This is a genomic window from Amycolatopsis sp. 2-15, assembly GCF_030285625.1.
Lineage (GTDB): Bacteria > Actinomycetota > Actinomycetes > Mycobacteriales > Pseudonocardiaceae > Amycolatopsis > Amycolatopsis carbonis.
The window spans coordinates 2714230-2733751 of record NZ_CP127294.1 but is presented as its reverse complement, the minus strand read 5'-3'; the positions used below and the strand labels follow the sequence as shown (position 1 = coordinate 2733751).

General features: G+C 69.0%; 24 protein-coding genes and 1 pseudogene. 9 read left to right on the top strand and 16 right to left on the bottom strand.

Features of this window, described 5'->3' with window-relative positions; genetic code table 11:
• Position 1: 1 nt before the first annotated feature.
• The 5 genes from QRX50_RS13335 to QRX50_RS13315 all read right to left on the bottom strand — a co-directional run bounded on the left by QRX50_RS13335 (position 2) and on the right by QRX50_RS13315 (position 5537).
• The gene (locus QRX50_RS13335; RefSeq protein ID WP_285972254.1) at positions 2–1528 is read right to left on the bottom strand and encodes a ferritin family protein; all 1527 of its coding nucleotides are present in this window, start codon (positions 1526–1528) and stop codon (positions 2–4) included.
• Positions 1529–1531: 3 nt separating this feature from the next.
• Positions 1532–1816, bottom strand: a complete 285-nt coding sequence (locus QRX50_RS13330) for an MmoB/DmpM family protein (protein ID WP_285972253.1) — start codon at positions 1814–1816, stop codon at positions 1532–1534.
• Positions 1813–2829 (bottom strand): ferritin family protein, encoded by a 1017-nt coding sequence (locus tag QRX50_RS13325; protein ID WP_285972252.1) that lies wholly within the window; start codon positions 2827–2829, stop codon positions 1813–1815. Before QRX50_RS13325 ends, QRX50_RS13330 begins: the two co-directional genes overlap by 4 nt.
• A 553-nt stretch (positions 2830–3382) precedes the next feature.
• Positions 3383–4276 (bottom strand): LysR family transcriptional regulator, encoded by an 894-nt coding sequence (locus tag QRX50_RS13320; protein WP_285972251.1) that lies wholly within the window; start codon positions 4274–4276, stop codon positions 3383–3385.
• A 28-nt stretch (positions 4277–4304) separates the two neighbouring features.
• Complete coding sequence (locus tag QRX50_RS13315) at positions 4305–5537, bottom strand: NAD(P)/FAD-dependent oxidoreductase (RefSeq protein WP_285972250.1); 1233 nt, start codon at positions 5535–5537, stop codon at positions 4305–4307.
• 225 nt (positions 5538–5762) lie between these two features.
• On the opposite strand from QRX50_RS13315, the gene QRX50_RS13310 reads away from it, so the two are divergent.
• Together QRX50_RS13310 and QRX50_RS50275 are read left to right on the top strand one after the other, a co-directional pair.
• Positions 5763–6491: a fumarylacetoacetate hydrolase family protein gene (locus QRX50_RS13310; RefSeq protein ID WP_285972249.1), complete on the top strand. Its 729-nt coding sequence runs from the start codon at positions 5763–5765 to the stop codon at positions 6489–6491.
• Positions 6484–6699, top strand: a complete 216-nt coding sequence (locus QRX50_RS50275) for a hypothetical protein (protein ID WP_285972248.1) — start codon at positions 6484–6486, stop codon at positions 6697–6699. The genes QRX50_RS13310 and QRX50_RS50275 overlap by 8 nt, the downstream gene beginning before the upstream one ends.
• Here the strand turns inward: QRX50_RS50275 and QRX50_RS50270 are convergent.
• A pseudogene (locus tag QRX50_RS50270) lies at positions 6594–7025 on the bottom strand (IclR family transcriptional regulator domain-containing protein); the annotation flags it as partial. The gene QRX50_RS50275 and the pseudogene QRX50_RS50270 overlap by 106 nt on opposite strands.
• A gap of 119 nt (positions 7026–7144) precedes the next feature.
• Here QRX50_RS50270 and QRX50_RS13300 point away from each other — a divergent pair.
• On the top strand, positions 7145–7621 hold the full coding sequence (locus tag QRX50_RS13300) for a RidA family protein (protein WP_285972247.1): 477 nt from the start codon (positions 7145–7147) through the stop codon (positions 7619–7621).
• Here QRX50_RS13300 and QRX50_RS13295 read toward each other — a convergent pair.
• Genes QRX50_RS13295 through QRX50_RS13280 form a run of 4 tightly spaced genes read right to left on the bottom strand, consistent with a single transcriptional unit; the run spans position 7596 to position 9975 of the window.
• Positions 7596–8060 (bottom strand): ester cyclase, encoded by a 465-nt coding sequence (locus tag QRX50_RS13295; RefSeq protein WP_285972246.1) that lies wholly within the window; start codon positions 8058–8060, stop codon positions 7596–7598. The two genes, QRX50_RS13300 and QRX50_RS13295, sit on opposite strands and share 26 nt — an antisense overlap.
• Positions 8030–8191 carry a hypothetical protein gene (locus tag QRX50_RS13290; protein ID WP_285972245.1) on the bottom strand — a complete coding sequence of 54 codons (162 nt, stop codon included), beginning with the start codon at positions 8189–8191 and terminating at the stop codon, positions 8030–8032. The genes QRX50_RS13295 and QRX50_RS13290 overlap by 31 nt, the downstream gene beginning before the upstream one ends.
• Before the next feature lie 12 nt (positions 8192–8203).
• On the bottom strand, positions 8204–9331 hold the full coding sequence (locus QRX50_RS13285) for a luciferase domain-containing protein (RefSeq protein WP_285972244.1): 1128 nt from the start codon (positions 9329–9331) through the stop codon (positions 8204–8206).
• A gap of 14 nt (positions 9332–9345) precedes the next feature.
• Positions 9346–9975, bottom strand: a complete 630-nt coding sequence (locus QRX50_RS13280) for an NADPH-dependent F420 reductase (protein WP_285972243.1) — start codon at positions 9973–9975, stop codon at positions 9346–9348.
• Between the two features lie 109 nt (positions 9976–10084).
• On the opposite strand from QRX50_RS13280, the gene QRX50_RS13275 reads away from it, so the two are divergent.
• The 4 genes from QRX50_RS13275 to QRX50_RS13260 all read left to right on the top strand — a co-directional run bounded on the left by QRX50_RS13275 (position 10085) and on the right by QRX50_RS13260 (position 12712).
• Entirely contained in the window at positions 10085–10531 is a 447-nt protein-coding gene (locus tag QRX50_RS13275; RefSeq protein WP_285972242.1) for a MarR family winged helix-turn-helix transcriptional regulator, read from the top strand.
• Between the two features lie 61 nt (positions 10532–10592).
• A complete protein-coding gene (locus tag QRX50_RS13270; RefSeq protein ID WP_285972241.1) occupies positions 10593–11723 on the top strand; it encodes an LLM class flavin-dependent oxidoreductase in 1131 nt (376 codons plus the stop codon).
• A 120-nt stretch (positions 11724–11843) separates the two neighbouring features.
• The gene (locus QRX50_RS13265; protein ID WP_285972240.1) at positions 11844–12281 is read left to right on the top strand and encodes an SAM-dependent methyltransferase; all 438 of its coding nucleotides are present in this window, start codon (positions 11844–11846) and stop codon (positions 12279–12281) included.
• Positions 12282–12310: 29 nt separating this feature from the next.
• On the top strand, positions 12311–12712 hold the full coding sequence (locus QRX50_RS13260) for a class I SAM-dependent methyltransferase (protein ID WP_285972239.1): 402 nt from the start codon (positions 12311–12313) through the stop codon (positions 12710–12712).
• A gap of 6 nt (positions 12713–12718) precedes the next feature.
• Here QRX50_RS13260 and QRX50_RS13255 read toward each other — a convergent pair whose 3' ends face one another.
• The 5 genes from QRX50_RS13255 to QRX50_RS13235 all read right to left on the bottom strand — a co-directional run bounded on the left by QRX50_RS13255 (position 12719) and on the right by QRX50_RS13235 (position 16824).
• A complete protein-coding gene (locus QRX50_RS13255) occupies positions 12719–13591 on the bottom strand; it encodes an SAM-dependent methyltransferase (RefSeq protein WP_285972238.1) in 873 nt (290 codons plus the stop codon).
• A gap of 34 nt (positions 13592–13625) precedes the next feature.
• Entirely contained in the window at positions 13626–14504 is an 879-nt protein-coding gene (locus QRX50_RS13250; protein WP_285972237.1) for a helix-turn-helix domain-containing protein, read from the bottom strand.
• Positions 14505–14686: 182 nt separating this feature from the next.
• Positions 14687–14917 carry a DUF397 domain-containing protein gene (locus QRX50_RS13245; RefSeq protein ID WP_285972236.1) on the bottom strand — a complete coding sequence of 77 codons (231 nt, stop codon included), beginning with the start codon at positions 14915–14917 and terminating at the stop codon, positions 14687–14689.
• Between the two features lie 241 nt (positions 14918–15158).
• The gene (locus tag QRX50_RS13240; RefSeq protein ID WP_285972235.1) at positions 15159–15512 is read right to left on the bottom strand and encodes a hypothetical protein; all 354 of its coding nucleotides are present in this window, start codon (positions 15510–15512) and stop codon (positions 15159–15161) included.
• A 532-nt stretch (positions 15513–16044) separates the two neighbouring features.
• Positions 16045–16824, bottom strand: coding sequence for a transporter substrate-binding domain-containing protein (locus QRX50_RS13235; RefSeq protein ID WP_285972234.1), 780 nt, complete (start codon positions 16822–16824; stop codon positions 16045–16047).
• A 195-nt stretch (positions 16825–17019) separates the two neighbouring features.
• Here QRX50_RS13235 and QRX50_RS49485 point away from each other — a divergent pair, with 195 nt between their 5' ends.
• Both QRX50_RS49485 and QRX50_RS13225 read left to right on the top strand, forming a co-directional pair.
• Positions 17020–17757, top strand: coding sequence for a class I SAM-dependent methyltransferase (locus QRX50_RS49485; protein WP_353074119.1), 738 nt, complete (start codon positions 17020–17022; stop codon positions 17755–17757).
• 34 nt (positions 17758–17791) lie between these two features.
• Complete coding sequence (locus QRX50_RS13225) at positions 17792–17995, top strand: hypothetical protein (RefSeq protein WP_285972232.1); 204 nt, start codon at positions 17792–17794, stop codon at positions 17993–17995.
• A gap of 100 nt (positions 17996–18095) precedes the next feature.
• Here QRX50_RS13225 and QRX50_RS13220 read toward each other — a convergent pair whose 3' ends face one another.
• On the bottom strand, positions 18096–19517 hold the full coding sequence (locus tag QRX50_RS13220; RefSeq protein WP_285972231.1) for a neutral zinc metallopeptidase: 1422 nt from the start codon (positions 19515–19517) through the stop codon (positions 18096–18098).
• Positions 19518–19522: the final 5 nt, after the last annotated feature.

Sequence of the window (19522 nt, the reverse complement as noted above, 5' to 3'; positions counted from 1 at the left end):
GTCACACTCCCTGTTCCACGTCGCCGTTGTGCCAGCCGATCCACGACTTGTGGTCGAGCGAGCCCTTGTACTCCCCGTTGTCGCCTTCCTGGATCCCGTACCACTCCAGGACTTCCGGCACCGACGGGCCACCGCAGTTGCCCTGGTAGATCTGGTGCACGGGCAGCCACGCCTGCACGAACTTCTCCGGCTCGCGCTCGAAGATCCACTGGCACCCTTCGCTGCAGGTGTGGAACTGCTCGTCGCGGAATTCGCTGGAGCGGAAAGACGTCTTACCCGGGTCGTCCTTTTCCGTGAACACCATGGGGATCTGGCAGACCTGGCACAGCTGCGGGAGGCCCTGGAAGAACATCCGGCCGCCATTGGCCTCGATGCGGTGGTGCTTCTCCCACACGGGCCGGTAGTGCTGGTCGAACGTCTCCGGGTACTGCTCGGCCAGCCACTTCATGTGCTGCTCGTTCGGCGCCTGCGTGGTGAACGAAGCCGCGAAGGAGAAGTTGTGCAGCACCTTGTAGACCTCGTGCGACAGCTTGTCCTTCTCCGCAATCGCGTCCTGCACGTGGCGCGGCGGGCGGATGCCGTAGAACTCCAGGTCCGGGAAGAGGCCGCCGAGCATCTGGTCCTCGAAGTAGAGCTCGAACGCCTCCTTCCAGCTCATCACCGGCTTCGGCAGCATGTAGTCCATCATTCCGGCGACCAGCGCGGACATCCGGTACGCGCGCCAGAACCACTTGTCGATCCAGTCCTGGATGATCGGCACGTTGCCCTCGTCCTGCTCCAGCAGGAACTTGATGGCCTCCAGGCCGAGCGTCATGTGCCGGCTTTCGTCCGACTGCGCCGAGAACCCGAACGACATCGTCGGCATGTCACCGTTGAAGCTCGCGCCACTCATGAACGGCACGAACAGCAGGTTGGTGAGCAGGTACTCGAAGCTGAACGAGATCGAGATCAGGAACTCGAACGGGCCGGCCGTCATGGCGTCGTCGAACAGCGACTTCGGCACGGACAGGTACCACACGCGGTCGTGCATCTTCGACCAGCTGTGGAACCCGCCGTAGTACTTGTTGTAGTTGCTGATCGTGTGGATCTGCGTCTGGCAGTGGCGCAGCTCGTCCACGCTCTGGCACAGCGCCGCGAACCGCGGCGCCGGGCCTTCGAGGTAGCGCGCGAGGTAGGCGAAGTGCCGGTGCGCGGCGTACTCCAGCGGCGTCACGCCCTGGATGAACAGCTTGATGGCGTTGAGGTAGCTGGCGTCCGCGAGCCCGAGGTGGCCCTGGCTCTGCGCGAACCCGTCGAGCACGGCGTAAAGCCGCTTGTCCTTTTCGGCCTGGTACTTGTAGTACGCGTCCACGGTGAGGCGGAACGGGTCTTCCCAGCCGTCCCAGTCGTGGACCTTGATGCCCTCGTAGCTGGTGTAGGGGAAGAGCTGCTCCTTGGTGACGTAGCTCGGGTCCCAGTCCAGGTCACGGGTGAGCAGCGCGTAGCGCTCCTTGAGCGGGAGCTTGCGGCGCGGTGCGGTCTGAGTCATGTCCTAGTGCTCCCACTTCACGATGATCTGGTCGTCGTCCCACTCGGAGAGGTTTCCGGCGAACGAGACGATGGCCAGCTGGAACTCGCCGGTCTCCCACTCCCGCCCGAGCTCGCGCTCCACCGTCTCCCGGTTGATCACGATCTGGCCCGCGGCCTGGATCTTGACCAGCCCCGGGAGGTGCCGGACGGTCAGCTCCGGATTGTCGGCCCGGATGGCGGCGACGAGGCCGCGGTTCTCTTCGGACTCCTGGATGTCGATGCCGACCTGGCGCAGGGTGTCGCTCACGCCGCACCTCCGGTGACCTGGGCCCAGCGCTGCTCGGCGGCGGCCGTGGTCCGCGCGAGCGCGGCGACCGTGCCGGCGTCGGGCAGCTGGTGGTCGACGACGCGGGCCAGCTCCGTGGCCGCTTCGTGCGCGAGCGGGTTCCACGTCGCGACGATGCGGGACAGGTGCTCGCGGTTCTCCGCGCCGTGCTCCTCGTCGGCGGCCCACGCCTTGATCAGCGCGTCGAGCCACTTGCGCTGGTCCTTGAACCAGGTGTGCAGGTACTGCGTGAACAGGCTGTACGCGCCGGCGCCGCTGGTGAGCGCGATCTCGTCGAGCTCGCGGTAGAGCACCGGGTAGACCAGCGAGTCGACGAGGTCGACGGCGACCAGGCCCTCGGCCCAGTCGGGCGTGACCATGGCTTCCTCGGTGAAGCGGCGCAGCGGCTGCAGGTGCTCGCTGTCCAGCCATTCGCGCTTGGCGACCTGCAGCAGGTCGCCGGTGCCCGAGCCGAGCGCGATGCCGACGCGGGAGAGCATCTGCGCGTTGCCGATGCGGTCGAACGCCGCGTAGGTGCAGCACTGCTCCAGCGAGGTGCCGTACGCGAATCGCGCACCGCCGACGCTCACCATCTGCGCGCCGGATTCGTAGTGGCGCAAGGGAAGGATGGCTGTGGTGAGCACCGTGCGCCACGCCGTGGGCAGCTTCGCCAGCAGCTCGCGCTCTTCGAGGTACGCCATCTGCTTGGTGAACTCGTCGTGCAGGTTCGCGCGGTTGGTGACATACGGCGTGTAGTAGAACTGGCGCGGATCCGTGTAGCTGTAGGGATCCGTGAGCTTCAGCGCGGTGTAGTCCGCGTCGTAGAGCTCCCGGTGCTGGTCCCACGTGGGCCGGTAGTGGAAGTTCTCGCGCGGCTCGACGTCGAGGGTCGCCTCGAGGTAGCGGCTGGCCGGCTGGTCGCCGAACCGGTCGATCACGTTCTGGTAGGTCTGCCTCTTCGGCTCGATGACCTGATACCGCAGTTCGTATTGCATCAGTCCTCTTCCAGGTCAGTGGTGGGCGGGGAGGGGCCGGCCGCAGCAGGCTCAGCAGCAGCGCCCGGAGCTCCTCGTCGCCGGCCAGGCGCCGCGGACCGTCGTCGGGTTCACCGGCGATCACGAGCTGCACGGTCGCTTCCCGGCCGGACATCGCGGTGCGGATGCGCGCGCTGCGGTCGGAAAAGCCCACGGTGAAAGCGAGTTCGCCGCTGTCGCTGTCGTCGACGAGGCTGAAGACCGGCCCGTGCTCGCGGAGGATCGCGTTGGCTTCGCACACCAGCTGCTCGGCGAGGGAACGGATGATCACCTGCTCGTCGGTGGCCACGGCCACCGATCTCGGGGCGGCCGCTTCGGTGGCCGGCACGGGGGCGTCCTCCCCGTCCAGCAACGACTGGACAGCCAGCATGAACGGGGTCACGGCTCCTCCTTGAGTCCGGGAAAACCTCGACCAGGGAATACCTGGCACTTCCCGATTGTTTCCGACAGATTCGGAAATGAGAAATACTTACAACTTCACGATCGATAGATGCGGCTTATCAATCGCGCTGGTTCAGCGCGGGCCGCCGAGCAGCGAGTGGGCGCGCGAGAGCACCTTGGCGACGTGGGGCGAGAGGTCGTCCGCGCGCGTCGCGGCGGCCAGCTGGACCTCACGGGTCGTGCCCGCCAGCGGCCGGTACTGCGAGCCGGTGATCTGCAGGTGCCGCACGGACGCGGGCACCAGAGCGACGCCCAGTCCACCCGCCACGAACGACACCAAAGTGGACGTCTCGCCGACTTCCTGCACCACGGACGGCACGAAACCGGCCTGCTGGCACGCGTCGAACACGGCGTCGTAGACCACCGAACGGTGGTGGGAGGGGTAGCAGATGAACGGCTCGTCACGCAGGTCCGCGAGCCGCACGGTGTCCCGGCCGGTGAGCGGGTGACTGGCGGGCAGCACCGCGATCAGCGGCTCGCGGCGCAGCACCTGCACCACCAGCCCCGGCTCGCGGACGGGCGGGCGGAGGAAACCGATGTCGAGGGTCTCCTCCACCAGCGCCGTCACCTGGTCGGGGGTGAGCATCTCGCCCTTGAGGTCCAGCTCGATGCCCGGGAAGTCGCGGCGCAGCACTCGCGCGAGCGAGGGCAGCAGCTCGTAGGTCGCCGAGCCGGTGAAGCCGATGGCCACCCGCCCGACGTCACCGCGGGAGACGCGCCCGGCCTCGACACCCGCGGCGTCCACCGAGGCGAGCACGGCGCGCGCCCGGTCGAGGTACCGCTCGCCGGCGGGCGTGAGCTGCACCTTGCGCGTGGTGCGCGTCAGCAGTTCGACACCGAGCTCGGCCTCGAGCTGCTTGATCTGGTGCGACAAGGCCGGCTGGGCGATGTGCAGCCGGTCGGCGGCGCGGCCGAAGTGGCACTCCTCGGCGACGGCGACGAAGTACCGCAGGTGCCGCAGCTCCATCCGGACCTCACCTCCGACCCACCTCGGTTCACACCGCGAGCGACTCCACTGTTCCAGCCGGCTCGTACTCCGGCCAGGCCGCGTACGGGCCCGCCTGGTCCAGCAATTCTGCCGGGTCGTCGACCGGAGGGTAGATCCACTGCTCGTTGATCGTGTGCTTGAGGTCCTTCGCGATGTGCTCGGTCATCTGCACCTCGCGGTCCCAGCCCGACGTGACGACCGCGCCCGCCGGCCCCAGCGAGAGGCAGGTGACGTAGGGCGCCGGCTCGAACCGGACCAGGGCCTCGTCCAGCAAGTCCGCGGCGACGTTGTGCCCCGCGAACTTGCCCTGGGGCAGGGCGTGCTGGCAGCTCTGCATCACCACGCGGCCCTCGGCGGGCGACAGTGCGGCGGCCGTGTCGCCGGCCGCGTAGACGTCGGGTACACCGCGAACGCGCAGGTACTCGTCCACGTCGAGGCGGCCGAGGTGGTCCTTCTCCGCCGCGATGAACGAGGTGAGCGGGCTGGCCGTCATGCCGGCCGTCCACACGACCGTCGACGTCGGGATCACCGTGCCGTCGGAAAGGCGCACCTGGTCGTGGGCGAGCTCCTCCAGGCTGACGCCGAGCCGGACCTCGACGCCGAGGTCGGCCAGGGCCTTCTCGATCGCCGGCCGCGGGCCCTCGCCCAGCTCCGGCCCGACGGCGTCGAGCCGCTCCACGAGCACCACGCGGAAGTCCTCGGCCAGCTCCTTCAGCCGACCCACGAGCTCGGTCGCGATCTCCAACCCGGTGAACCCGGCGCCGACGACCACAGCGGTGAACCGGCCGGGCCCGGCCTCGCGGTCGGGCAGCCGGCGCAGGTGCGAGTCGAGCGTGGCCGCGCCGGCGAGGGTGTCGATGTCGAAGAGGTGCTCGGCGCCGGGCAGCGCGGGCCGGACGACCTGGCTGCCCGAGGCGAGCACGAGGCGGTCGTAGCCCAGCGTGGCGGTGGTCCCGTCGCGGCGGACCGCGGAGACCGTGCGCGCGCCGGTGTCGATCCCGACCACGGTGCCGGCGACGCGGCGCACGCCGATCGGGCCGAGCACCCGGTCGAGCGGCACGCGCATGCGGTCGGGATCCGCCTCGTAGAGCCGCGGCCGGATCACCATGTCGTCACCGGCGTTCACCACGGTGACCTGAAGGTCCTTTTCGGACAGTCCGCGTTCCTGGCGGAGCTTCACCGCGCTCGCGGCGCTCCACACCCCGGCGAAGCCGCCGCCTACGATCAGGATCCTTGCCATCCGGATTCTCCTCCTGCACGATACCGTGTCGACCACCGTCGGTCAGCGGCCGGTGACGTCGAACGATACGAATCTGGATATAGACTGTCAAGGTTCCACGCCTCCGAACGCCGACTGATAAGCGGGAACGACGAATCCATACCTTCGCCGTCCGAATGGCGCCGGGCCACCCCGGTATCCCACTGACCCGGACGTCATCCGCTCGAACCTTCCAGGAGGCTCGGCATGAAACTGACCACGATCCGCACGAGAGGCGGCACGCGCGCGGCGCGGGCCGAAGGCGACGGCACGCTCGTCGAACTGCCGTACCCGGACGTCGGCGCACTGCTGCTTGATCCACAATGGCCAGTCGCCGCCGGGCAACGGGTGCACGAGGCGATGTTCTGCGACCGGGCGCCCTTGCTGACCCGCCCGGGGAAGGTGGTACGGGTCGACCTGGGCCGGCGGTCTTTCCACGTGACCCGGCCGGAGTCGCTCGCCGGGCCGCGAGACGCGATCGTGCTGCCGGACGAATCCGTGGCCACCACGTGGAAAACCGAGCCGGCGGTGGTCATCGGGAGGCTCGGCACCATCGCGGGGTTCTCGATCCTGAACGAGGTCACCGTGGGGTGGCTGTCACTCGGACCGGCGCTGGTGACTCCCGACGAGCTGCCGGGAGGCCTGTTGCCCCGGCTGACCTTGCACAGCTTCGTCGACGGCCGGCCGGTGCAGAAGACCGACACGGGAGACCTGGACTTCGTCGCGTTGGTCCACCGCCTTTCGCAGCACCTGCGGCTCGACCCGGGTGACGTCGTCGCGGCCGGGCACGAGAAGGTTCCGCTGCTGCTCAGCGAAGGTTCCGTGCTCGAAACGGAGATCGACGAGATCGGTTTCCACGAGAACGTCCTGAAACGGGTCGAGTGGGTGTCGCCGTCGCCCGGAAGGTGCCGAGGCGGTCGGCGATGCGGTGACTGATGGCGAGGCTGACCTCGGTGACGTTGCGGGCGGCTTCCGCACGGCTTTGCGCGTGAACGTCTCGCTCAACCCAGCGATGGAGACGGCGCCGACCGGGGTGCCGGTGAGGTCGGTGATCGCGGCGGCGACCGAGGTCGTGCCGCGCTGGAACGAGTGGCTGACGAGGAACCCGTCGCACCTCGCCGCCGTCAGCACGGCGGCGAGGTGAAATCGGGCGCGGGCAACCGTTCCGCGTCGCAGGTCAGCCCTGTCGAGCCGCTGCACCACCCCGGGTTCCAGCACACTGAGCGCGGCCTCGCCACAGCCGGTGCGATGCGCGGGCGCGCGCAGGCCGACGCGGTTGCGCATCGGCCGCGACTCCCGGCCGGTGATGCGGTCGAGGTACACGACCCAGCCGTCGACGAACTGCGCCAGGTGCGTTTCCTGACAGGTGACGCGACGACCATGGCGTGCCTCCGTTCGACCCCGCTGCGGAAAGTACGCCTCCCCGGGCGAGATCGGCGAACCTCCGTCCGGCTGGACCGGACGCTGCATTTCGCCGGGTCAGAACGGGTCCGGTCAGGCCGGACGCTCCGGCTGTGTGCCGCCGTTTCGACCGCTAGCGTGCCGAGGATGTCCAGCGTGTTCCGGATGTCCCCCGAGAGGAGCCCCATGTGTCTGGTGCGACGCCGGAAGAACGGTTGCGGGCCACCGGTCTGACCTTGCCCATGCTGCGGCCGGCCGCCGGCAACTACGTGGGTGCGTACCAGGAAGGCGCCCTCGTCCACCTGGCTGGGCAAGGCTCCGAGGATTGGCTCGGCCGGGTGGGCGAGACCCTCACGGCCGAAGACGGCTACGCGGCCGCGCGTGAATGCATGCTGCACCTGCTGGCTCAGCTGCGGCAGACGCTCGGCAACCTCGACCGGGTGCGCGGCATCGCGAAGGTCGTCGGCTACGTCTCGTGCACCGACGACTTCACCGGCGTCGCACAGGTCCTCAACGGCGCATCCGACCTGCTGGTCGAGCTCTTCGGCGACGCCGGGCGCCATCCCCGCTCGGTCGTCGGCGTGAAGGCGCTGCCGAAGGGAATCGCCGTCGAGGTGGACATGGTCGCTGTCGCGGCGATCAGGCCAGGCCGAGCTGCTGGTTGAAGGTCTGGTTGTCCCAGAACAGGAATTCCTCGTCCATGGTGCCGTGGCGGTTCCAGATGCCGACGGTGGCCATGTTGATCGCGTACTTCCGGCCGGTCGGCTGGATGAAGCCACCCTTGCCGTCGGGCATCGGGCGGGTGAAGGTGCCCTGCATCACTCCGGTGACGGCGGTGAGCTCGTTTTTGGCCACCCGCAAGGGATGCGAGTGGATGCGGGTGTCGGGTGCCCAGACGAACATCGCGGCGAGGTCGGCGATGTGCTGGTCGATGCCGTCGGTGTAGTGCCCGTCGGGCCAGTGCACGCGGATGTTGCGCGCGTGACTCTCATCGAGGCGTTTCCAGTCGGCGTGGGAGAAGACGTCGAAGTCGAGCTCGTCGAACGTCTCCAGGTGCTTGCGCTCGTCGTGCGTCAGATTGCGCGGGTACGGCGGGTTGGGCACGGGGGCGCGGCCGGGTCCGGCAGCAGCGGCTGCCCGGCGGCCTCGGCCACGTTCCCACTGGCGACGGCGGTGAGGGCGAAGGCACCGAACGCGGCGGCGGCTCCGCCTTTGAGCGCGGTACGGCGATCCATGATTACTCGCTTTCAGCTGACAGAAGGGAGTTCGCGTCCGGTTGCCCAGGCGTGGCTGGTGGAGACGATGGCGGTGACGACGTCGAGCTCGGTCTCGTCGCGGGGCCCGTAGACGAGGACCATGCCCGGCGTCAGCCGGATCCCGGCGAGCGGGTGGGCGACGGCCCAGCCGCGTTCGATCGCTTCCGCGGCAAGGGGAACCGGCAAGGCGACGTGCAGGGATCCGTCGGTGCGCGGGTGCAGGTGGGCGAACTCGCCGGCCCGCGGCACGAGGTACGCGTCGGCCGGCCCCGCCTGCTCGTCGGCGAGCGTGAACCCGCGCGCGCCCGGCACTGAGATGGCCGACTGCGTGCTGCGCACCCCGGGCAGCGCGGTGATGCGGGCGAACAGCTTTTCCTGCAGCTCGGCCGGGGCGTTGCCGGTGAGCTGCTGCTGGGGAATGGTGACGCTGACATCCGGCCGCTTTCCCGTTCGCAACGGGAGCTCTCCGAGCCCGTCCCACCGCGCCGGCTGGGGTCCGGGCGCGCGGCGCCGCTCGAGGAAGCCCGCGCGCTCGGGGAGCCAGCCGCCGAGGAAGGCCAGGGCGTCGGGCGCGATGGCGTGCCCGACCGGGTCGCGCCGCGCGATGGTGGGCGCACCGGACTCGGCCGTGAGGTAGCGCCAGGTGCGGTCCTGCAGGTCGCGCGGGATGACCTGGTCGTACTCGCCGTGCGCGAGGAACACGGGCAGGCCCGCCAGGCGCGCCGGGTCTGTCGGCACGCCCGCGTCGAACGGCAAGGTGCCATAGAGGATGGCGGCGCCGGCGAACCGGTCCGGATCATCCAGGACCAGGCCGCCGGCGAACGCGGCCCCGCCGCTGAACCCGATCAGCAGCACGGGCCCGCGTTGCCGGTCGAGCCAGCCACGGAACCAGTCCATTGTGGTCCGGAGTGACTCCGGCGCCGGACGGCCGATGCCACGGTTGGCGAACCAGGCGAAGCCGCCGCCTTCCGCGATCGGTGCTCGCACTGCTGCGTAACGGAACCCGCCGGGCAACGCGTCGGCGATCCCGATGATCTCGGTCTCGCGCGAGCCTCGGCCGTGCAGCAGCACGACCAGCGGCCCCTCGGCACCACGGGTTTCGACGACCGGCTCGTTCATCGGAATGTCGGCGTTCAGACCGTCGGGCCGAGCAGCGCCCAGCCGGACTGCCAGGGCCAGTTGTTGCCGGCATTGAGGGCGATGTTGAGGAACGCCATCTCCTCCAGTGCGCGGGCCATGCGCAGGCCGCCGGCGTCGATCGGACGGAAACCCAGCGAGGAGAGCAGCTCCGCGACGACCTTCTTGGCGTCGGTGTCGTCGCCGGCGTAGAAGGCGTCGAGCCGGTGGCCGCTCTCGGTGGGGGTGCCGAGGCGGCCGGCGAAGATCGTGTTGAACGCCTTGACCACGGCGGCGTCGGCGACCAGGCGCTGCAGCGTCTGCACGGCGGCGGTCTCTTCGATGTCGAGGTCGGTGAAGGTCGCGTTGAGCGGGTTGGTGGCGTCGACCACGACCTTGCCGCGCACGGCGGGCGCGATCTCCTTGGCGACGGCGCCGACGGCATTACCCGGCACGGCCAGCACCACGACGTCGGCGGCGGCCACCGCCTCGAGGTTGCTCGCCGCGGCCCGCGCGCCCGTCTCGGCCGCGACCGTGGCGGCCTTCTCCGGGCTCGTCGCGGTCAGGGTCACCGCGTGCCCGGCGTCGACGGCGGCCTTGCTGAGAGCCGAGCCGACGTTGCCGGCTCCGATGGTGGCGATCCGCATGATTACCTGCTCCTTCAGTATCTGACTGTTCAGATACTGACACGGTAACCACAAGATGCCTTCCAGTGCAATAGCTGACGCGTCAATCTTCTCCGCGTACACTTGCGGCATGGACCCGATCGACGACCGCCTGATCACGACGTTCGGCAGACTGGTCGAGGCCAGCAGTCAGCTGGAACACCGGCTCGGGCCCGCCATGCAGGCCGAGGCCGGGCTGCAGCACACGTGGTTCGAGGTGCTGATCCGGCTCGCCCGCTCGGAGGGCGGGCAGTTGACGATGAGCGCGCTCGCGAGCGAAGTGGCGCTCACCACAGGCGGCGTCACGCGGCTGATCGACCGCATCGAGGCGGCCGGCTACGTCGAGCGCCGCCCGTGCCCGACCGACCGCCGGGTGGCGTACGCGGCCATCACCGACGCCGGGCGCAAGGTGCTTGACCAGGCCGCGACGGTCCACGCGCGCAACCTGCGGGCCGCGTTCGCCGCGTTCTCCGAGGCCGACCTGGACACCCTCGACGGGCTACTGGACCGCGTCCGGCACGGTTTTGAGATTGCTTGAAGGTTCAAGTCAGGCGGCGTAGCGTTTGACTGAACGTTCAACTGCCCACTTGCAGACGTCCGTGCGATTCCAACTCCTCGACATCCTGCCGCACCTGCAGAACCCGGTCACGGGCCGAATCGTCAGCACGTCCGACCGATACGCGCAGGCGTTGAACACCGCGCAGCGCGCCGAGCAGGTCGGCTTCGACGCGGTGGCGCTCGGCGAGCGGCACGCGGGCCCATTCCTCTGGGCCGGCGTGACCGTGCTGCTCGGCGCGATCGCCGCGACCACGAGCCGGGTCCGGATCCAAACCGGCGTCACCGTGCTGTCCATTTTGGACCCGGTGCGCATCGCCGAGGACTTCGCCACGATCGACCAGCTCTCCCGCGGCCGGGTCGAGATCGTGATCGGCAAGGGCAACGAGGCCCGGCAGCTGCCGATGTTCGGCGTCGAGCCCGGGCAGCAGTGGGACCAGCTGGCGGAGAAGTACGAGCTGCTGCGCCGGCTGTGGCGCGAGGAAAACGTGACGTGGGAAGGAAAGTTCCGCGGCGCGCTCGACGGGGTCACCACCCTGCCCTGCCCCTACGCCGGCGCGCCCCGCATCTGGCACGGCTCCGCGACCACGCTGACGTCCGCCGAACTGGCCGCGAAATGGGGCGACCCGCTGTTCAGCGCCAACGCCATCCAGCCCCGCGACAACTACAAGATCCTCATCGACCACTACCGCGCCGAGTACGACCGCCACGGCCACGACCCCCGCTACGCCTTCGTCGGCGCAGGCGCGAGCTTCCTGTACCTGACGGATTCCACAAAGGACGCTCGCGAGCACTTCGGCCCGGTGTACGAGAAGATGGTCGAGTTCTTCAACAAGCCGGGCAACCACACGCCCGGCAACGAAATGGTCTTCCGCGACATCGACCACGCCATCGCCGAAGGTCCAGTCCTGGTCGGCAGCCCGCAGCAGATCATCGACAAGATCCTCTACTTCCACGCCGCCTTCGGCCACGACCTCCAGCCGTTCAGCCTGCCCCCGATGCTCCCGCACGAACAGCAGCTCGAGATGCTGGAGCGCTTCGCCGCCCAGGTGATCCCCGTGGTGCGCAAGGAAGTTCCCACGACACTGTGGACAGACGCGGACCCGTACGGCGCCCGCCCCGCCTTCGTGGGCAAGCAGGTGGCCGACGCCGCCGCCATCGTCGACGGCCGCTGAGGTCCTTTTCTGTCCGGCCAGGCAGGACGCGAAGCTTGATCACCCCGTTGGCGGCATCCGTTCGGGGCGGGCTTGCCGGTACCGTGAGCGCCGACTTCCCGGCCGAAAGGTGTTCAGCAGGTGTCGGACTCAGATCTCGCGGCGGGCGTCAGCTCCACCGCCCTAATGGTCGCGGCCGCGCGCGCCATCGAAACCCACCACCCGCACAGCCTGCTGCACGACGAGTACGCCGAGCACTTCGTCCGCTCGGCCAACTCCCCCGTCGCCCTGCCCACCCGCATCGAGGACGTCGAACTCGGCGACGCGGATCCCTTCTGGGGCCACCTGGGCCGCTTCTTCGCCGTCCGCGCCCGCACCTTCGACGACTTCCTGGTGGACTCCGCCCCGCACACCCCGCAACTCGTTTTTCTCGGCGCCGGCCTGGACACCCGCGGGCTGCGCCTGGGCCTGCCCCCTTCGGTGACCGGCTTCGAGATCGACCGCCACGACGTGCTCACCTTCAAGACGAAGGTCCTGGACTCCTTGGGCGCAAGGGCCCCGTTCCCCACCATTTGCTGACCGCCGACCTGGCGGACGATTGGTCCTCCGTGCTCCTGGCCGCGGGCTTCGACCCGGCCACGCCCACCACCTGGATCGCCGAAGGCCTGCTCCTCTACCTCCCCGCACCGGTCGAGACCTCCCTCATCAACACCCTCGACACCCTGTCGGCCCCCGGCAGCCGCGTCGGCCTGGAAACCCTCCCCGGCCAGGACTCCCTCCGCGACCACACGCTCTTCGACACCAGCACCTCGGAAACCGGGTCTCACCTGGGCAGCCTGTTCGACCCTGACGCCCGCCCCGATACGCCCGGTGCTCTGCGCGCCTTCGGCTGGACCCTCACCACGTCCCCGGTGGACACCTTCACCAGGCGGTACGGCCGGGGCCCGGACCCGTCGATTCCGGGGCCGATCCTTCAGTCCCGCTTCGCCTTCGGCCAGAAGGACTCCTGACCGGCGTCATTTCCGGGCGACGCCGGCGAGCAGCAGAGATTCGTTGGGTGAGGCCAGGTGCGCCGTCCGGTCGCCGTCGCTGGCGTCCTCCGGGTGCCAGAGCGGGGTCCACGTGACACCAGGTTCCAGCAGCGTGAAGTCGCCGAATAAGTCGGCGATCTCCTTGCGGTTGCGGAAGACGACCGGGCTCGACGACGTGTCGTACAGGCGTTTGAGGTCCGCGAGCATCTCGGGGTAGCCAGGCGGGACGCCCTCGTCGGTGACGTGCGAGAGGGCCAGGTACGAGCCGGGGGCGAGCAGGTCGCGGTAGGTGGCGACGAGGCAGGGACCGAGATCGTCGGTGCGGCCGCTGCCCGGCGCCGGCGGCTGCTGGATGTGGAGTACAGCGATCAGCAACACCGCGACCGGCTGGCTCAGGTCGATGAGCCCGGTGTCCGCGACGCGCGACCACAGCCGTTCGGGATCGCGCATGTCGGCGTGGATCACGGTGTGGCGGCTGGGGTCGCCGTGTTTGTTCAACACCCGCCGGGAGTGCGCGACCGCGACGGGCTCGTAGTCGACGTACACGACTTTCACCTCGCCGGGCGCGAGGTGCTCGGCCACCTCGTGCGCGTGTCCCATCGTGGGCACCCCGGACCCGATGTCGACGAACTGCCGGATCCCGCTTTTCACCAGGTGCCGCACCACGCGGTGGAGGAACATGCGGTTGGCGTGGGCGATGGGCCGGATGATCGGGTACGCCTCGAGGATCTGGTCGGCGAACTGCCGGTCGATCTCCCAGTTCGTGGTGCCGCCGAGGTAGTAGTCGTAGATGCGGGCCACGTTGGGGTGGCTGAGGTCGACTCCCGGTGGCGGAAAGGGTTCGTCGAGCCCGGTCACGGACTACTCCTTTTCGGTTGGTGGCGCGAGTGTTCTAGCGTAGCCGTTCGATCGTGCCGGTCACGGTGGGCATTCGGGTGGTGGCGAGGCCGTGTTTCGCCTGGTCGAGAAGGTCGCGGGATTCTTGCGCGGTGAGCGCGACCGAACTGAGCGACTCCCAGGCACTCAGGTCGGTTTGAAAGGTGGCGCAGTTCGAGCGCTGTATGCCGTTCGAGGTTTCCCCGTACGAGAAGTTCCCTCGGTCGCCGGCGAACTTGAATATCGTGAGGTCGGGCGGGACGTAAAGCCCGGTGCCGAAAGGCACGACCCTGATGCCGATCCAGGGGTGCTTCTCGGTGAGACCCAGCAGGTGCTTGATCTGGTCGAGCGCGACGTACGGGTTGACTGTTCTCGCCCGAACGAGGCGGAGCAACGCGCTTTCACTCAGCAGGAAATCGTAGGCGCGCTCCGGGTACCGGGTGAGCAGTTCTCCCCGATCGAGGCGTTCGGAAACGGCGTCGTCGACGTCCACGAGCCCGTGCGCGTTGAACTGTTCGAGCATGTAGCTCTCACATTGCAGCTGACCGCTGATCCGTTCGCCCGTCCAGCTCAGCACCGCCGTGGCCTCGCGTTCCGCGGCGACGACGTCCCGGAACCACCGGGGCGTCGCCTTCAGCCGCGCGTCGGTCCCGAGGTGGTCCACCTGCGAAAAGTCGTTGAGGCGGCGCATGGTCGCGGCGGTGCTCGGAGCCACCTCGAGCGTGTCGATCAGCCCTTCGAGCACCACGGCCGGGATCCGCGCGAGGCCTTTCTCGAACCGGCTGATGACCGGCTGCATGTACTTGACCGCGGCACCGACGTCGGTCTGCGTCAGACCGCGGGTTTTGCGGGCTTGCTTGAGCAGCGAACCCAGTTCTTTCAGCTGGGATTGCACGGTAGGCGAGGTCACCGGTCAGCGCCGTCCAATCGGGGGAAGGAGATACCCCATCGTACGACACGGAAACAGTTCGCACCCCACTTTACTGCGAATATCGGTTCTTGAAATTACCCGATCTCCGAAGTCAAGGGGCCGAACGGATTATCAACTCGCCAACAGCGCTCGCCGCGCCACCGAAGTCACCGGTCGAATTCTCCGGCGCGCGCCGCGGCCATGAACGCTTCCCATTCCGCGTTGTCGAAGATGAGGACCGGCGATGTCGCGAGCTTGGCATCCCGCACCGCCACGACGTCGGCGTTTCCCAGGTTGACCTCAACACAGTTGCCGGAATTCGGCCCGCACAGTCGCGGGCGCGCCCAGGCGCGGTCATCCAGAGAAGATCCGGCAGTGTTCGGGTCGTAAGCACTCATGGCTACCCCTCGTCAAGCCAGTTGGGCCTATTCGGATATTCCGTCGGCTCAGGATTCCGTTGGAATATTCCAATGGCAAGCGAAAGGGTCGCGCCGACGGCAAAAATGATCTAGGTTCACCCGTTCGGCCAAGGATGTTGTTGCGCAGCAAGGGCTGTTGACGCGATCAGCTCCGCGCACACCCGCGCCGGGCAGGCGGTGCTCGAGCGAGAGGGGACGCCGCGAGCACCGCCTGCGTTTGCTATCGCGTCGTCTTCCGGTGCCGGCCACCGCCGCGCCGACGCCTCGCGAAGGCAGCCAGCGCCAGGCCCGCGATCCCGGCGTTGGCCGCGTTGCCCCCGACACTGTGCGCGGCCGGCGCGAACACCGCGAGCACGACGAACAGCACCTCGCCCGCGATGATGCTCGCGCGCAGGGTCCACTGCCAGCTGCCGAGAACCGCACCGAGCAGCCCGAGCCACGGGTGCGCACCGGCGGAAAACGCGGCTCCCGCCTGCACGGGCAGGCTGCCCGGTCCGGCCGCCCGCGGCTCACCGCCGGATGGAGTGGCGTTGGCGTTCTTCCGCAGCCTTGCTTTGGTGGTGACGTCTGGCATGGTCGTGTTGCACTCCTTTTCGATTTCAACCGGTCGTCGGTCGTGCAGCGCCGACGCGGCTCCCTGTGCAAAGGGGGCCGCGTCTTTCGATCCAGCCGCGATGCGCCGTTCGATCTCCTCCCCGCCCCAGCACGCTCCGGCCGAATCCCCACCCGAAGCCACCTCAGCACGAATGGGATCCGATGCACAGTTGGATGCATGTGCATTTGTCCGTGCAGTGTATCCACGCCACCCACCCCCGGCGACGTCCCAATGTCGGCGCGATGCCCGTCAACCTGGGCTTTTCGACCGCGCGAGCCGGGCCCTACCTGTCCACAGCCGTCGACACGTTCCACCAAACGGACGCACCACCAGCACTGATCGCGCGGGTAGCGCCCGGAATAACCCGTTGTCAACCAGGCACTTAGTTGGGCTTCCGACTATTTCCCGCATATTCACGCGCGCCGATCCACATATTCAAGTCGCCCGACGCTGGTGTATGCGCGGTGAACGGTCACAAGGCGGCAGGGCGTCGACCGAGCATGCGCACTTCTCAGCTCAACGCCTGTTGGTAGAACCGGGTGAAGGTGCCGTTCTGCAGAGCGGCGTTGAGCCACTCGTTCACCCGCGCGGTGAGGGGACTGCCCTTCGGGAGCAGGTAGGCCTTGTGGTCCGACGTGAACGGCTGGTCGGGGTGCACGGCGACGAGGCCGGGGTTCTTGCGGGCCTGGTATTCGGCCTCGATGGCGTCGGTGATCATCACGTCGGCGTGGCCGGCGAGGAGCTGGGCGAAGCATTTCGTGTTGTCCGAGGAGACGACGAGGGTGGCGTCGGGCAGGCGCTGCTGCGCGAAGGCGAGGTTGGTGCCGCCGGTGTCTTCGAGGACACGGGTGCCGCGGGTGTTGATCTGGGCGACGGTCTGGAACTCGGCGGCGTGGGCCGTGGTGGTGAGGGGCGTTTTGCCGTTGGCGAGGTAGGGCGCGGTGAAGTCGGCCTGTTGCCGGCGGGCCGGGGTGACGGAGATGCCGCCCATGGCGATGTCGCATTTCACGAGGTCCGGCATGAGGGTGGCCCAGGTCGTGGGCACGAAGGTGGCCGCGCGGCCGAGGTGGGTGGCGAGGTCGCGCGCCATGTCGATGTCGATGCCGGTGTAGTGGCCGGTCGCGGGGTCGCGGTAGGTGAGGGGCTGGTAGTCGCCCGTGGTGCAGACCTTGAGCGGGGGCGGGGCGGCGCTCGTGCTCGCGGAGCAGCCGGCCGCGAGGACAGCTGCGGCCAAGGCGGCGACGACTCGGGTGGGGATGCGCACGGCGACCTCCTCGGCCTGGTTGCTCACGCTTGGTCAAGATCGTAATTCGCTTCGCGCGCAAACGGTGGCGGGCGCGGCGGCGCGAGCGGGCCACTGGGGCTTGTGAAGGCGGCGTACGCCGAGATCGTGGACTGATACGAGGGGCAGTTCCTGAGCGAGCAGCAGTCGGATCGGCTCGGGATCTCGGCCGCGCTGCGGGAGCTGCTCGGCGAGGGGACCGGCGTGTGCCTCGAGGTCGGGCGTGGCACAGGCGTCCACGCGGGCGTGGTGCGCGAGCTGCAGTGGACGCCCGTCGGTGTCGACTTGTCGGCCGGGATGCTGCGGTACGGGCGCGAGCGGATGCCCGTCGCCCGCGCGGATGCGCAGCGGTTGCCAGTGCGGGACGGCGGCGTGGACGCGGTCGTCGCCGTGATGGTGCACACCGATATGCCGGCCTACCCGGCCGTGCTGCCCCAAGGTGGGCGCGTGCTGCGGCCGGGCGGGGTGTTCGTGCACGTCGGGGTGCACCCGTGTTTCTGCAGCAGCTTCGCGGACCGCAGCGACCCGACCGCGGCGGTGATCCGGCCGGGTTACCGCGAGCGCCACCGGACGAAGGATTCCTGGACGGACCAAGGAATCCGAGACAAGGTGGGGCGGCGCACCGGCCGTTGCCAGAGTTGCTCAACGCGTTCGTGGACGCGGGGTTCGGGCTGGAGCGGTTCGGTGAGGGTGGCGTTCCGGTGCCGACCGTGTTGTCGGTACGGGCCAGGTTTTCAACGCCGGCAGACTGACCGGGCCGACATAATGGCGACATGCTCATCAACTCGCGAGCCTTCGCCTACCCGTTTCGCGAGGTCCCGTGGATGCGGATCGCCCAGAAGTTTCGCGCGACGGGGGACCGGTACCCGGCGTTCGCGCACATGGCGGACATCGCCGACAGCGTCCTCGCCTGTGACGGCGCTTCTCGCCTGGCCGGCCTGACCTCGATGCACGACCTGATCGTCACGCCACGCCCGTGCCCGACCGGCCCCCGGTCGAGGTGGTCGTGGTGCGTTCGCCTTCGTCGGGCTTCGTCGGCGCCGGCGGGGTGTTCATCGAGCACCGTTCGTACACCGGGTTCGACGATCGGATCTACCGGCCGAGTTCGGAGGCCGTGCCGCTGTTCTGGCGGTTCATGATCGAGAAGTTCGCGGTGGCGCCGGTGCGGGCCGGCGCGTAGAGGAGGGCGCCGAGCATCGGCGGCCCAACCGGTCAGCGGCCCGGAAGCCGTGCGGCCCTTCCTCCGCCAAACCGGCGAGGAAGGGCCGCAGGAAAAGAACTCAGTCGCCGTACTTACTGGTGCACGTGGCGACAGTCGGCGAAGTGAACCCGTCGCGGAACGCCTCCACCCGGGCGAAACCGGAAGGCACCGTCGTCCCGGAAGGGTCGGAGGCGATGACGCTCTTGGGCGACAACAGTTCCGCGATGGCCTCGTCCAGGTCACCCGGCGAAAGCTCCAGCGAGGCCTTCTTGTCCGGGGTCAACGTGCCCGCCCACATGCCGGTCAGGCAGGCCGTGAGCTGGCCCGTGGAAGCCGTGTCCAAGCGCAGGCCGTAGGCCTTTTCGACCGCCAGCGCGTACCGGGAGGCCACCTCGGCGAACGCGGCGAAGTCGCCGAAGCCGCCGGAGGTGCCGCGGGACGGTGGGGTGCCGACGCGGCGCAGCGAGGTCAGGTCGACCGACACGGTGTCGGTCGAGGGGCAGTACGCGGAGGGGGTGGTCACGCGCGCGTCCGAGCAGGACTCGGGGTCGGAGACGAGCTTCGGGGCGCCCTTGGGGAAAGCGGCGCGCAGGCTCGACTCCAGGTCCTGCAGGTTCGCCGGGTCGACGACGTCCAGGTTGCCCTTGCCGTCGCCCGTGTCGAGGTCCTTTGAGGAGAACGGCAGCTGGCTGGTGCGGCTGACGACCTCGGCGTTGTCGATGGCGGCGCAGCGCTTCGGGCCGCCGGTGAAGCCGAACTGGAAGGCGGACACGCGGTCGAACGCGCTGCCGTGGGCGCCGGCGGTGTCGAAGCTGGAGCCGGCGGAGTCGCGGATGAAGAAGAGCGTCGCCATGATCTGGTTGAGGCCCGCGCCGGTGGACACCTGGAAGTGCGGCGAATTGCCCTCGGCGACCCAGCGGAAGAAGGTGCCGGCGTAGCAGTCGGCCTGCTGTTCCTTCACGATCGACGGGGTGTTGGGGCTCAAGCCGAGCCGGGTCTGCACGGCGTGGCCCAGCTCGTGCGCCAGGACGGCGACCACGGACATCGGGCCGAAGGAGTCGTTCAGCATGGGCAGGAGCTCGCCGCGGTCCCACGCGACAAGATCACCGGAGGGGCAGTAGAACGCGTTCACGAGGCCGGCGGTGCTGGAGCCGCAGAGGTTCAGGCCCTGGCCGCGCGAGTCGTAGGAAATGAGCTGCCCGACGGGTTTGTAGTCCTTGCCGAAGTTCTCCGGCAGCTGCTCGGTCCAGTACTGCTGCACGTCGGCGACGGCGTTGGCGGCGAGCTTGTCGATCGCACCGCCGTCGGTGTTGGCGACGGGCAGGTCGGTGTCCGCGACGCCCGCCTTCGGGCCGCTGGGACCGTCGGTGATGGCGAGGCCGGCGACCTTGGCCGGGTCCGGCCGGTCGACACCCGCGCTGCCCTGGACGGCCGTGGTGCACCCGGCCAGCAGCACGGCGCCCGCGACCAGCGTCGCCACCCACGTGAACCGCGAAGTCATTGCTC

Excerpts from the sequence above, each read along its gene's own strand:
- QRX50_RS13220 (WP_285972231.1), bottom strand. The coding sequence starts at position 19,517 with ATGACTTCGCGGTTCACGTGGGTGGCGACGCTGGTCGCGGGCGCCGTG.
- QRX50_RS13240 (WP_285972235.1), bottom strand. The coding sequence starts at position 15,512 with ATGCCAGACGTCACCACCAAAGCAAGGCTGCGGAAGAACGCCAACGCC.
- QRX50_RS13290 (WP_285972245.1), bottom strand. The coding sequence starts at position 8,191 with ATGGATCGCCGTACCGCGCTCAAAGGCGGAGCCGCCGCCGCGTTCGGT.
- QRX50_RS13310 (WP_285972249.1), top strand. The coding sequence starts at position 5,763 with ATGAAACTGACCACGATCCGCACGAGAGGCGGCACGCGCGCGGCGCGG.
- QRX50_RS13275 (WP_285972242.1), top strand. The coding sequence starts at position 10,085 with ATGGACCCGATCGACGACCGCCTGATCACGACGTTCGGCAGACTGGTC.
- QRX50_RS13285 (WP_285972244.1), bottom strand. The coding sequence starts at position 9,331 with ATGAACGAGCCGGTCGTCGAAACCCGTGGTGCCGAGGGGCCGCTGGTC.
- QRX50_RS13280 (WP_285972243.1), bottom strand. The coding sequence starts at position 9,975 with ATGCGGATCGCCACCATCGGAGCCGGCAACGTCGGCTCGGCTCTCAGC.
- QRX50_RS13315 (WP_285972250.1), bottom strand. The coding sequence starts at position 5,537 with ATGGCAAGGATCCTGATCGTAGGCGGCGGCTTCGCCGGGGTGTGGAGC.
- QRX50_RS13335 (WP_285972254.1), bottom strand. The coding sequence starts at position 1,528 with ATGACTCAGACCGCACCGCGCCGCAAGCTCCCGCTCAAGGAGCGCTAC.
- QRX50_RS13320 (WP_285972251.1), bottom strand. The coding sequence starts at position 4,276 with ATGGAGCTGCGGCACCTGCGGTACTTCGTCGCCGTCGCCGAGGAGTGC.
- QRX50_RS13325 (WP_285972252.1), bottom strand. The coding sequence starts at position 2,829 with ATGCAATACGAACTGCGGTATCAGGTCATCGAGCCGAAGAGGCAGACC.
- QRX50_RS13245 (WP_285972236.1), bottom strand. The coding sequence starts at position 14,917 with ATGAGTGCTTACGACCCGAACACTGCCGGATCTTCTCTGGATGACCGC.